The 12,715-nt window shown below is 59.0% G+C and carries 12 protein-coding genes; 1 reads left to right on the plus strand and 11 read right to left on the minus strand.

Annotated elements, in window-relative coordinates; all coding sequences use genetic code 11:
- Nucleotide 1: 1 nt before the first annotated feature.
- The gene (locus NLU14_RS11080; protein ID WP_420845061.1) at nt 2–1,930 is read left to right on the plus strand and encodes a hypothetical protein; all 1,929 of its coding nucleotides are present in this window, start codon (nt 2–4) and stop codon (nt 1,928–1,930) included.
- Here the strand turns inward: NLU14_RS11080 and NLU14_RS11085 are convergent.
- The 11 genes from NLU14_RS11085 to NLU14_RS11135 form a co-directional block, all read right to left on the minus strand.
- The gene (locus tag NLU14_RS11085) at nt 1,927–2,922 is read right to left on the minus strand and encodes a branched-chain amino acid ABC transporter permease (protein WP_275706407.1); all 996 of its coding nucleotides are present in this window, start codon (nt 2,920–2,922) and stop codon (nt 1,927–1,929) included. The genes NLU14_RS11080 and NLU14_RS11085 overlap by 4 nt on opposite strands.
- Before the next feature lie 2 nt (nt 2,923–2,924).
- On the minus strand, nt 2,925–3,812 hold the full coding sequence (locus NLU14_RS11090) for a branched-chain amino acid ABC transporter permease (protein ID WP_275706409.1): 888 nt from the start codon (nt 3,810–3,812) through the stop codon (nt 2,925–2,927).
- Between the two features lie 104 nt (nt 3,813–3,916).
- Nucleotides 3,917–5,131 (minus strand): ABC transporter substrate-binding protein, encoded by a 1,215-nt coding sequence (locus NLU14_RS11095; RefSeq protein ID WP_275706411.1) that lies wholly within the window; start codon nt 5,129–5,131, stop codon nt 3,917–3,919.
- A 105-nt stretch (nt 5,132–5,236) separates the two neighbouring features.
- Nucleotides 5,237–5,959, minus strand: coding sequence for an ABC transporter ATP-binding protein (locus NLU14_RS11100; RefSeq protein WP_275706413.1), 723 nt, complete (start codon nt 5,957–5,959; stop codon nt 5,237–5,239).
- Nucleotides 5,956–6,732, minus strand: coding sequence for an ABC transporter ATP-binding protein (locus tag NLU14_RS11105; RefSeq protein ID WP_275706415.1), 777 nt, complete (start codon nt 6,730–6,732; stop codon nt 5,956–5,958). The genes NLU14_RS11100 and NLU14_RS11105 overlap by 4 nt, the downstream gene beginning before the upstream one ends.
- Nucleotides 6,733–6,805: 73 nt before the next feature.
- Complete coding sequence (locus NLU14_RS11110; RefSeq protein ID WP_275706417.1) at nt 6,806–7,657, minus strand: alpha/beta fold hydrolase; 852 nt, start codon at nt 7,655–7,657, stop codon at nt 6,806–6,808.
- Complete coding sequence (locus tag NLU14_RS11115; RefSeq protein WP_275706419.1) at nt 7,620–8,036, minus strand: PaaI family thioesterase; 417 nt, start codon at nt 8,034–8,036, stop codon at nt 7,620–7,622. The genes NLU14_RS11110 and NLU14_RS11115 overlap by 38 nt, the downstream gene beginning before the upstream one ends.
- Entirely contained in the window at nt 8,033–9,682 is a 1,650-nt protein-coding gene (locus NLU14_RS11120) for an AMP-binding protein (protein ID WP_275706421.1), read from the minus strand. The genes NLU14_RS11115 and NLU14_RS11120 overlap by 4 nt, the downstream gene beginning before the upstream one ends.
- A 159-nt stretch (nt 9,683–9,841) precedes the next feature.
- Complete coding sequence (gene mmsB / locus NLU14_RS11125) at nt 9,842–10,735, minus strand: 3-hydroxyisobutyrate dehydrogenase (RefSeq protein WP_275706424.1); 894 nt, start codon at nt 10,733–10,735, stop codon at nt 9,842–9,844.
- 48 nt (nt 10,736–10,783) lie between these two features.
- Complete coding sequence (locus NLU14_RS11130) at nt 10,784–11,869, minus strand: enoyl-CoA hydratase/isomerase family protein (protein WP_275706426.1); 1,086 nt, start codon at nt 11,867–11,869, stop codon at nt 10,784–10,786.
- Between the two features lie 40 nt (nt 11,870–11,909).
- On the minus strand, nt 11,910–12,689 hold the full coding sequence (locus tag NLU14_RS11135; RefSeq protein ID WP_275706428.1) for an enoyl-CoA hydratase: 780 nt from the start codon (nt 12,687–12,689) through the stop codon (nt 11,910–11,912).
- Nucleotides 12,690–12,715 lie beyond the last annotated feature (26 nt).

The raw sequence follows: 12,715 nt of genomic DNA on the forward strand, positions 1-12,715 counted from the left end.
GATGCAGTTTGATGCCGCCCTGGCGGACTTTGCCCGTGCCCGCAGTGCATCGCCGCAGGCGTCCAGCCTGGGTCTGCTGGAACGGGCACGTTTGCTGATGACCTTACCGGGCGGTTTTGATGTGGTGTACCGCCGCGTTCGTGCCCTGGAATCAGCAGGCATCTTCGGTACCAGCGACTGGTCCAGGCCGTCCATTCTGCAGCCGGCCCTGGCAAAACATTCGTTGCGTGAGGCAGGCGCCGTTACCACCGTGGTGGAGGCCATCAGCGAAATACGTCTGCTGGCGGTGGTGCGTGGTGATTACTTCCACCCCGGCATATCCTCGGAGCAGGCCCGGCACTTCCTCACCCAGGTGATGGCCCTGAACCTGGATCTCTTATCCGGCACACTGACCGAAGCCGACCGGGAACGACCGAAGCAACTCGGAACCATTGTGCAGGGGCTGTACCAGTACCTGATCTCCCACCTTGGCTACGACAGCCTGCTGGACAGCCTGGTAGCCGAAGTGTGGCGGCTTTTGGAGCAGGGGCCGGTACAGGTGGACAGCATCTGCGACATGATCGGGCAAATTGCCAAATGCCTGTATGACCCTGAACTGAAAACCACCGGCACCGCCGATGCCACCCGCCTGGTACGCGCCCTGTTCGCGCCCACCCCTGCCAGCAAGGAAGACCCCGGCCTGGACGTGTATCAACTGCGACTGGCCAAAATGGACGACGTGGGTCTGTCCGCGGAAGCTACGCATTTTGCCCGCAACATGCACGACACCGGGCTGGCCTCTCCCTACCATGCGGCGTTTCTCCGCTTTCTGCGCGCCAGCGACCAAGACGATATGATCCCTGCAGCCCTTGGTTTGACCATGACAGGGCTTGATGACTTTTACTGCTATAACCAGTTGGTGAATGCCCTGATTGACGAGGCCGTCTATCCAGAGACCTGTCAGGCAGTCTACGGCCTGACCATGATGCTTGAACGCGGTTCGCTGTTCACACCGCCGGTGGCCCAGGCACTCTGGCGACAGATCAAGCTCAAATTATCGCCGGAAACCGAACAGGCCCTGTCAGAAGCCTTCGGCAATGCCGTGCCGCCGAGGGTCTTCCTGCTGGCCGGCGTGCTCAACCTGCTGGGGCAGCCACTGGGCGTAGGCCAGGGCAACAATCCCACTTGCCAGTCTGCCATCGGGCTCTCCATGTGGGCCGCCAACGAGGCGGACTATCTGCTGCAGGTGCTGGCCTGGGCCGCCCGTGATAACGAAGTGTTGAGCCGTTTTGAAGGCTGGGAAGTGTCGTCGAAAAATCTGGAGCCGGGGCTGGTGACAGACACACCAGTGGACGTGGATCCGGTTTCGCTGATCCTGATTCCACACCTGGACCGCATCTACGGCGAAATGTGGCGACGCTGTGAGGACCGGGACGACGATGCCCACCGCTGGATCAACCCGGAATTCTATGGCTGGTGGGTCAGCCATGGGTTCAAGGTGGTGGCGGACATTCACACCGGGGAAATCAAGGACTACGACGCGTTTATTCGCCACTTCTATGCCAGTTACCACCCCTACTACAACGGCAATTTTCCGGTCATTCACCACCAGCCAGCCGGCATCGCCGTCACCGACAGCGCCGCCCGCTTCGTCGGGCGCCACGCCATCACCATTCTGCGGGTGGCCCTGAGCCCCAGCAATGAAATGCGGGTCTATTTCTTCAACCCCAACAACGACAGTGGCCAGGATTGGGGCCAGGGCATTACCTGCTCAACTCGAGGAAATGGCGAGATACGCGGCGAAGCCTCCCTGCCCGTCGCGGAATTTGCCTCACGCCTTTACGCCTTCCACTACGACACCCTGGAACTGGGTGACCTGGCCACCATACCCGAGGCCGAAGTGGCCCGGGTTATGGAACTGGGGTATGGAAGTTGGGCGGCTCCCGACTAGCTCATATTCTTGCGCATAAAGTTCTGGATCTCCCCCACAATACCCGAGCGGAAGGCCATCACCGTCAGCACGAAGATAGCGCCAAGGATCGGGTCTACCCAGTCGCCCAGCGGGCCCTGGGCCAATTGGTATTCCAGATTAACCACAAAGGTGGCGCCTACTACCGGGCCGAGAAGGGTCCCGGTGCCACCCAGCAGGGTCATCAGGATGACTTCGCCGGACATGTGCCAGTGGGCGTCGTTGAGGGATGCAAGCTGGAACACCACGGTTTTCACCGAACCGGCCAGGCCGGCCAGGCCAGCGGAGATCACGAAGGCCAGCAGTTTGTAGCGGTCCACGTTGTAGCCCAGGGAAACTGCCCTTGGCTCATTCTGCTTGATGGCCTTCAGGACCTGCCCGAAAGGCGAGCCAACAATCCGCTGCACCATCAGGTAGCCGCCCAGGAACACCGCCAGCACGAAATAATACATGGCGTAGTTGTTCTCCAGATCCACCAGGCCGAACAGGTGGCCCCGTGGAACACCATGCATACCATCTTCACCACCGGTGAACGGTGCCTGCACGAAGAAGAAGTAGACCAGTTGGGCCAGAGCCAGGGTGATCATCGCGAAATAGATGCCCTGGCGGCGGATGGCCACAATCCCGAAGCCAAGGCCGAGCACCGTTGCCACCGCAGTACCAACGATAATGCCCATTTCCGTGGTCAGCCCGGAGAAATTCGAGAGCAGGTAGCCGGTGGTGTAGGAACCGGCCGCCAGGAACGCTGCGTGCCCAAAAGACAGCAGACCGGTGTATCCCAACAGAAGGTTGAACGCCACCGCGAACAGGGCGAAACACAGGATTTTCATCAGGAACACGGGGTACATGACCGCTGGAGCCAGCAGGAGCAAGGCCAGCAACACCAGGTTGAGGATCCGCTTCTTGCGTTGTTCCGACTTCTGCTGTTTAACGATACTTTGTTGAATATCGGTCTGTGTGGTTGTAGTCGCCATCACTATGCCTCCTTACCGAACAGGCCCGACGGGCGAATCAACAGGACAACCACCATCACCAGGAAGATCACGGCTGCCGACCCTTCCGGATAGAACACCTTGGTAAACCCTTCCACAACGCCCATCATCAGGCCGGTAATCACAGCGCCGGCGATGGAACCCATGCCGCCGATGACCACCACGGCAAACACCACGATGAGTATGTTCGAGCCCATCACCGGGGATACCGAATAGATGGGCGCAGCAAGCGCACCGGCAAAGGCGGCCAGCATAACGCCGAAGCCATAGGTCAGGCTGATCAGTAGTGGCACATTAATGCCGAATCCCTGCATCAGTTGGGAATCTTCCGTGCCTGCCCGCAGGTATGAGCCAAGCCGGGTTTTTTCGATCAGGAACCAGGTGCCGAAGCACACCACAAGGGCAGCCACGATGACCCAGGCACGATAGTAGGGCAGGAACATGAACCCGAGGTTCATACCGCCCCTGAACACTTCCGGCATGGAATAGCGCAGGCCGGAAACGCCGTAAATATTGGTCAGCACACCCTGGAGAATAAGGGCGATACCGAAAGTCAGCAGCAGGCTGTAGATATGGTCCTGGCCGGCAATGCGCCGCAACAGGAAATACTCCAGCACGATGCCAAAGCAGCCCACCACAACCGGGGCAAGAAAGAGAGCCACCCAGTAGTTGATTCCGAAGGCGTCAAACATGAGAACGGTGCACATGGCACCAAGCATGTACATGGCTCCATGGGCAAAGTTGATGATTTTCAGCAGGCCGAAGATGACCGCTAGCCCCAGGCTCAACAGGGCGTAAAAGGAACCATTGATCACCCCGAGCATTAACTGGCCAGACAGCACGGCCACGGGGACTCCCAAAATCTCGGTCATGTTACAAACTCCAAAAGCAGCGCAACTTAACAGAGGCGAATTGCGTGTCTGCAGGTCAGTGGCCGCCCCGCCGAGACTGCGGGGCGACCCAGTCGGTCAGAACATCAGTTTTGGGTAACGAGCTTGCACTTGCTCTCGGACAGCGGGCGATAAGCCTCTTCTCCGGGAATAGTGCGCACAATGTCGTACAGGTCCCACTCGCTCTCGGACTCTTCCGGAGTCTTCACTTCCGCCAGGTACATGTCATGCACCATGCGGCCGTCCTTGCGGATGTAGCCGTTCTTGGCAAACATGTCGTTGATGGGTGTATCCATCATCTGTTTGCGGACAGTCTGCGCATCGTCGGATCCGGTCGCCTTGACGGCGTTCAGGTACTGGATCGTGCTGGAGTAGATACCGGCATGGACCATGGTGGGACGAACGCCGGTCTTTTCCATGAAGCGGTCAGACCAGGCGCGGGTTTCGTCGTTCATGTCCCAGTACCAGCCCGTGGTGAGCTGGATGCCCTGAGCGGACTGCGCGCCCAGTGCGTGAACGTCGGTCAGGAACAACAACAGGGCTGCGAGGGTCTGGCCGGACTGGGTCAGGCCGAACTCACCAGCAGTGGTGATGGCGTTGGTGGTGTCTGCGCCGGCGTTTGCCAGGGCAACCACGTCGGCACCGGATGATTGTGCCTGCAGGATGAAGGACGAGAAATCGGATGTCGGGAACGGATGGCGAACAGTCTGAATGACTTCGCCGCCATTTTCTTCCACCACGCGGGTTACGTCACCTTCCAGGGCGTGACCGAAAGCGTAATCAGCGGTCAGGATGAACCAGGTTTTGCCGCCCTCTTTCACCACGGCGCTGGCAGTACCGTTGGCCAGCGGATAGGTGTCATACACATAGTGAATGTGGTTGGGGGTGCAATGCTCGTTGGTGATACTGGAGGCGGCGGAGCCGGAGACGATACCCAGCTTGCCACTCTCTTCCAGGATATTGCTGACGGCGATAGTGACCGATGAAGCAACAAGGCCGGCAATCAGGTCAACGTTCTCGTTTTCTACCCAGCGTCGCGCTGTGCTTGAAGCGGAATCCGGGCTGTTGCGGTCATCCGCGCTGACCACTTCGATCTTGGCGCCATTGACCTTGCCACCGAAATCCGCGATGGCCATTTCCAAGGCTGTCTGGCCATTGGGGCCAGCCAGGTCACGGTAGGTACCGGACATATCGGCCAGGTAACCGATCTTGACTGTGTTGTCGGATATCTCAGCTTGGGCACTGCCCACAAGCAGGGCTGATGCGACCGCTGATGTCAGAAGCTTTTTGGTAATTGTCATTGTTGTTTCTCCGCTACTGTCTTTGCGTTGGTTTTCGGGATTCGTTCTTGTTGCTTTTATTGCGCTCTTTCAATGCACTCTCAGTTGCACTTTCGAACCCGGGCGTTAAACCCCCAGGTACCTGTCCAGCATCGACTGCCTGTCTTCAAGCTCATCGGCGCTGATCTCCTCCACAATCTGGCCGTGTTCCATCACATAGTGACGGTCCGCCAGGGGTGCGGCGAAATGGAAATTCTGTTCCACCAGGACAATGGTCAGACCCTTTTCCTTGAGTTTGACCAGCACATCGCCCAGCTTTTCAACGATGACCGGGGCCAGGCCCTCGGTGATTTCATCGAGCAGCAGCATGTTGGCGCCGGTTCTCAGGATCCGGGCCATGGCCAGCATCTGCTGCTCGCCACCAGAGAGCTTGGAGCCCTGACTGGTACGGCGTTCATACAAATTCGGAAACATGGAGAAGATTTCCTCCAGCCCCATGCCGCCGCTTCTTACGACGGGTGGAAGCGTCAGGTTTTCCATGACGTTCAGTCCGGAAAAAATGCCCCGGTGTTCGGGGCAATACCCGACTCCCAACCTTGCTATGTGGTGAGGCGGACAGGACATGGTCTCCTCACCGTTGATCATGATGGAGCCGGTTCTCCGGCCCACCATATTCATGATGGCTTTCAGGGTAGTGCTGCGGCCCGCGCCGTTACGGCCCAGCAGGGTAACCAGTTCGCCGCGCTGAACCTCCATATCAATGCCGTGAAGGATGTGGGATTCGCCATAAAACGCGTGAAGCCCGGAAATGCGCAGCTGTTCGTACTCTTTGTGAGAGGCCTGGCTCATTCCGCTGTCTCCTGCTTCTTGGTGGCGGTGCCCCCCATGTACACCTCGCGCACCCGGGGATCGTCAGACACTTCCTGATAATCACCCTCGGTCAGCACCGACCCCTGGGCCAGCACGGTTACCCGGTCGCAGAGTTTGCTGACCACGCCCAGGTTGTGCTCAACCATCAGCACAGTGCGGCCCTGAGCGGCCTTGCGTACCAGCTCCACCACCTGTTCCACATCTTCGCTGCCCATGCCCTGGGTGGGTTCGTCCAGCAGCATCAGCTCCGGCTCCATGGCCAGGGTGGTGGCCAGTTCCAGAGCACGCTTGCGGCCATAGGCCAGCTCTACGGTGGTGGTGTTGGCAAACTCAGTCAGGCCCACACTGTCCAGCAGTTCCATGCAGCGTTCATTCAGCTTGTTCAGGGACTCGCCGGATTTCCAGAAACGGAAGGAGTTGCCTTCGAAACTCTGCAGCGCCACGCGGATATTCTCCAGCGCGGTCATGTGGGGAAATACAGCGGAAATCTGGAAGGAACGCACCACCCCCCTGCGGGCAATGGCGGCTGATTTCATGTCGGTGATGTCCTCACCCTTGAACAGGATCTTGCCCCGGGTAGGAATCAGGAATTTGGTGAGCAGGTTGAAGACCGTTGTCTTGCCCGCGCCATTAGGGCCGATCAGGGCATGAATGTGGCCCTGTTTTACCTTCAGGTTGACGTCATCGACCGCAACAAAGCCCTTGAACTCTTTGACGAGGTTTTGGGTCTCCAGAACGAACGGGTCACTCATGGGCCATCGTACCTTTTGTTATTGTTGTGCATTAAAAGACTACTCACAGAGTAGATTGACGTCTACGTAAACGTCAACTAAAAATCGCACTTTTTTGATCAATCTCTACTCGCAAAAAGTCGTATATCAGCGAGAGCACCCGATCCGGCTGTTCAAGATGCGGGGAATGACCGGTTTCGGTCATGAAAGCAGGCTCGGCCCGGCTTCCGATGCCTTCCACGATACGGGTCACCTGCTCAGGAACGCCGTACTCATCATCGTTCCCCTGAATGATCATAGCCGGGCAACGGATAGCGTCCAGCCAGGGCTTGAAATCCAGCGACTGATGGAAATCTTCGTCCAGCCAGACATCCTGCCAGGCATAGAACAGCTGATCGGTTCGCTCGCCATGATGGCGCAGCAGCTTCTCGCGAATGCCTTCTTCTGTGTAGCGCCGCCGCATGTCGCGGATGCCCGCCAGGGTCAGGTGATCTGCCCAGGTATGGGCCGCCATGGTGACCAGCCCTTTTACCCGCTCCCCCAGCGCAGCCGCCGCGATCAGCGCAATGGAGCCGCCATCACTATGGCCCACCAGTATCACCTCATCGATTCCCAATGCGTCGAGCAGCCGAGGCAACCACACCGTTCCTTCCTGCTCCAGGTAATCGTATGGGCGCGGCAATGGCTCATCACTGGAGGCGCCATAACCCCGGCGTTCGTAGACCAGGGCCTCCAGTCCCGTGGTTTCGGCAAGCCGTCGGGGAAACTGCTTCCACAAGGCAATATTGCCGAGGGATTCATGCAGGAAGACCAGCACGGGCCCCGCGCCATTCTGGTGACGCAATCGCTGTGCCTGGACCCTGACGCCATCACCCAGCGGAACCGCAATATTGCTGACATCCATGCCGTTACCGCTTCGCCGGGATGGCGTAGGTGATGGTCGCATGGGCAACCGGGTCTTCCAGGCCGTCGGAGAGGATATACACCTCGCCCACACCGCTGGTTTTGCCGATTCTCAACATATTGGCCCGCGCCCGAATCGGGCTGTGGGCCACCGGCTTACGCAGGAAGTTGATGTTCAGGTTGCTGGTCACCGCCAGAGGTACCAGGCCGATCTTGCCCAGCAGAGCGGCGTACAACGCCACATCCGCCAGCGCCATCATGGCAGGGCCGGACACGGTACCGCCGGGGCGCAGGTGCTCCTCGTCCACTTCCAGCTTCATTTCCGCCCAACCGTCGCCAAGATCCTCCAGGGTGCCGTAGCGGGCACCCTGGGGAAACTGCTCGGCAAGGAAGGCTTGCAGCTCCTCAAAAGTAACGATCATCCGTGTTTCTCTTCCTTGGCCTGGTTACGCAGAACGAAGCGCTGGATCTTGCCGCTGGGTGTTTTCGGCAGCTCATCCACGAATTCGATTTCACGGGGGTAGGCGTGGGCAGAGAGGCGGTGGCGAACCAGTTCCTGCAGCTCATCCTTCAGAGCGTCTTCGCTCTCCGGCTCCTGGTCGCCCTTGATCACCACGTAGGCCTTGATGATGGACCCCCGTTTTTCGTCGGGCTTGGCCACCACACCGGATTCAGCAACCGCCTTATGCTCCAGCAGGGTGCTCTCCACATCGGCGGGGCCTACGCGGTAGCCGGCGGTGGTGATGATGTCATCGTCGCGACCACTGAAGGAGAAGCAACCATCACCGTGGTTCACCACCATGTCGCCGGTCAGGTAATAGCCATTTACAAACGGATCTTTCTCTCCCCAGGTGTAACCGTCGAAGTGGAACAGGGGCGAAGCTTTTACATCCACCGCCAACTGGCCGATTTCGCCCTCGCCCACTTTTTCATTTTTCTCGTTAAGCGCAACCACCTTGTGGCCGGGGGAAGAATAGCCCATCGAACCCTGGCGTACCGGGTGTTCCAGGCCGTGGAAGTTACAACAGGTCATGCCGGTTTCGGTCTGGCCGTAGTGGTCCTTGACCGGGCAGAAGTGGCGCTTCTCGATCCAGTTCACCACTTCCGGGTTCAGCGGTTCGCCGGCGCTGCTGGCCACCCGCAGGCCAAGGTTTTCGCCTTCCGGCAACACGTGATCGTTGGCCTTCAGCAGCCGATAGGCCGTGGGCGCCGCTGCCAGGTTGGTGATCCTGTACTTGCGGATCATGTCGTAGGTGGTTTCCGGCGTGAACGCACCGGGGTTGAAGTGGGTCGCGTGGCCCATCAGCAGCGGGCCAACCACCGCGTAGTAAAGGCCATAGGCCCAGCCCGGATCGGCCACGTTCCAGAACACGTCGCCGTCCCGCAGATCGATGGCGTACTTCATGTACACATAGAACGCCAGCAACGCCTTGGCGGGAACCGCCACGCCCTTGGACTTGCCCACAGTACCGGAGGTAAACATCTGCAGGAACGGATCGCTGCCCTTGATCAGCACTGGCTCGAACTGGTCCGGCTGTCCTGCCAGGGTCTTATCGAAGTCGGCAATCTCGCCGCTGACTTCCACGGCGTTTACGCACACCACCGGCGCACAATCCTTCACTTCGGTGAGCTTGGGATAGTTGACCGGGTCGGTGACCACCAATTTGGTGTCAGCGCGCTCGAAGCGGTACTCGATGGCGCCGGGGCCGAAGGCTGTGAACAATGGCTGGTATACCGCACCGGCACGCAGGGTACCGGCGATGACAATCAACAGTTCCGGGCTGCGGGGCAGCAGGGCGGCAACCCGGTCGCCCTTGCCGATACCACGGGAGGTCAGGTAATTCGCGAAACGGGCGGATTTCTCTTTCAGCTCCGCAAACGTGAGCTTGCCGTCGCCGCCATCGGCTTTTTCATAGTAAAGGGCAACCCGCTGGGGGTTGTCGGCCCACTTGTCGCAGATTTCAGTGCAGACGTTAAGGCCCGTGTCCAGGCTACCCTCCAGGATCTCGGCTTCGAGGCTGGCGGGATCGAAATTGTCATAGACCGATTGGTATTCCGGGAGGCTCATAGTCCAGTCCTTTTATTGTTGTGGACGAATTCTGATGTCAATGTGTAGCACAGGCTATAGTTTACGTAAAGGTAAACTTTCTGATGAAAATATACGCCTTCAAAACCCAATGACATGAGCGTAAAACCCTGCCCTGAAACTCTTGAAGGCGTCGCCGGCTCAGCTCTGCTCGCGGTAATAGAATTTCTGGATGCTGGAGAAATCCAGCCCACCGTTACCCTCGTTGGCATGCAGTGCAAACAGGTTACGGGCCAGCGATCCCATGGGAATGGGCGCCTGATTCTTGACAGCATTGTCGAAGGCCAGGCCCAGGTCCTTGTTCATCAGGTTGACCAGGAAGCCGCCTTCGTAGTTGCGGGACGCCGGCACACCTTCCATCACGCCCGGCCAGGGGTTGTACACGTTCAGCGCCCAATTACCGCCGGAGCTCTGCTTCATGATTTCCGACAGCACGGCGGGGTCCAGGCCGTTCTTTACGCCCAGAGCCAGCGCTTCGCTGGTGCCACTCATCAGGATCGCCAGCAGCATGTTGTTGCAGATCTTGGCAATCTGACCAGCGCCGTGGGGGCCGGCGTGGAAGATGTTCTTGCCCATGCCTTCAAGGATGGGTTTGGCACGTTCGAAGGCGTCGGCCTCGCCACCGCAGATAAACGTCAGGGTGCCGGCCTTGGCGCCACCCACGCCACCGGAGACCGGCGCGTCCATAAAGGTAATGCCGGCGGCAACGGCCGCTTCGGCCACGCCCTTTGCCGTTTCCGGAGCAATAGTGGAGGAGTCAATCACCAGCGTGGTGGACGGCAGTGTTTTCAACAGGCCGTTGTCACCCAGGTAAACGGATTCCACGTGCTGGCCCGCAGGCAGCATGGAAATCACCACTTCGGCACCTTCCACCGCCTCCTGGATGGTCGCCGCGGATTTCGCGCCTTCGTTTGTTAGCGCCTTGACGGCCTCTGAAGACAGATCAAATACCGTCAGGTCGTGGCCAGCCTTGACGAGGTTGGCAGCCATGGGGCCACCCATGTTGCCAAGACCGATAAACGTGATAGTCGCCATATTGTTGTTCTCCGTTGTTTTGATCAGTTTTGGTCTGTTCGGTTTTATTCAGGGCTCGATAAAGAACCGCTCGATCCACTCCGGGTCCACGCTTTCCAGTGTGGGAAAGTGCCAGCGTGGTTTCAGATCCTTGTCGATCAGCAGGGCCCGGACGCCTTCTGCAAATTCGCCCATCTTCAGGCAGCGGATCGATATCTGCCGCTCTTTGTCGAACACCTGGGACAGGCTGTCGTGCAAGGTATTGTGATAGTGTTGCCAGGTCAGGGTCAGGGAAGCTGGCGACGCCGCCGCAACAGTCTTGACCGCCTTGATCAGCCACGGGTCTTCGCCAGCGTACTGGCTCAGGTTGTCCACCACTTCCATCAAAGAATCGCCATCGGTAAGCGCCTGGATCACATCAAAGTGCTCCCGCACCACGGACTGGGGCATTGCCTCGCGAGAGCCCGCTTCAAACCGGCGTAGCACCTTACTGACAGCAGCATGGGCTCCGCCGCCAAAGCCGGACTGTTGCAAGGCCTGCTTGACCTCATCGCGCATGTCGTGGCGGATGAACCGGTCCGCCAGCCTGGTGAAAAGGGCATCGGCACCGTTCATACGTGCGCCTGTCAGGCCCAGGAACAACCCGATGCGCCCCGGCATCCTGTTGAGGAACCAGCCCGCGCCCACATCCGGATACAGACCAATACTCACTTCCGGCATCGCCATGCGAGTATGCTCTGTCACCACGCGGTGAGAGCCGCCAGACATCAGGCCGATGCCGCCGCCCATCACCACGCCGTTACCCCACACGATGAAGGGTTTGGGATAGGTGTGGATCTGGTAATCCAGCTCGTACTCGTCGGTGAAGAAGGCCTCTCCTTCACTGGCGGCATGGCTGCTGGAGCGTGGTTCGGTCATGTCCCGGTACAGCGCCACAATGTCGCCACCGGCACACAGAGCCTTGTCACCCTCGCCTTCCAGCCACACGGCGCCAATGTTGTCGTCCGACGCCCACTGGTCCAGCTTGGGCTTCAGCAGGTGAATCATCTCCAGCGACAGGGCATTCATGGAACGAGGCGTGTTCAGCCGCGCGACACCAATGCGGCCGCCGCCGGCGACTTCCAGTTCTTCAAAAATGACTGCTTGGTTGCTCATACCATTCACTCAGTAATCCGGCCCGGTTTATCGGTGTTCTTTATCGGTTCTTCCATTCCGGTGCGCGCTTTTCAAGAAACGCATTCACCCCTTCGCGCTGGTCTTCCGTTCTGAACAGATCCACGAACAATTCCCGCTCCATGCGCCAGCCGTCGTCGTGGCTGCGGCCATCGCGGGCGCTCATTACCAGGGTCTTGCAGCGGGCCACGGAAGACGGGCTCTGCTTGCCGGCCATTTCCGCCAGCTCCAGGGCCTTGTCGAAGGCCGCGCCCGATGGCATCACCTCTTCCACAAGGCCGATACTCAGCGCCTTGTCGGCCTTGATGCGCTCGCCGCACAGAATCATGCGCTTGGCCCAGCCTTCGCCCACCAGCCACGGCAGGTTCTGGGTACCGCCGGCACAGGGAAGCAAGCCCACGGTGGCTTCCGGCAATGCCATCTGTGCGTGTTCCTCGGCAATGCGGATATCACAGGCCATGGCACATTCCAGGCCACCGCCCATGGCGTAGCCGTTCACCGCCGCGATGGACACGCCACGGAAGCGGCTCAGGGCACTGAAGGCCCGGCCGAAGGCCTTGCCCATCAGCTCAGCGTTGGCGATATCACCGTCGGCAAAGCTTTTGAGATCGGCACCGGCAGAGAAAAACTTCTCGCCCTGGCCGGTCACCACCAGTGCGAAGATATTGCGATCGGCGTTCAGCGCCTCAATGGTCTCTTCCAGTGCTTTCAGGGACTCCAGCGTCCAGGTATTGGCCGGTGGATTGTTGATGGTGATAATCGCGGTGTGGTCGCGTTTTTCCAGCTGAATCAGTTCGCTCATGTGAATTCTCACTTGTTATTCGATGG

Origin of the sequence: Marinobacter iranensis, from assembly GCF_029207565.1 — a bacterium.
GTDB lineage: Bacteria > Pseudomonadota > Gammaproteobacteria > Pseudomonadales > Oleiphilaceae > Marinobacter > Marinobacter iranensis.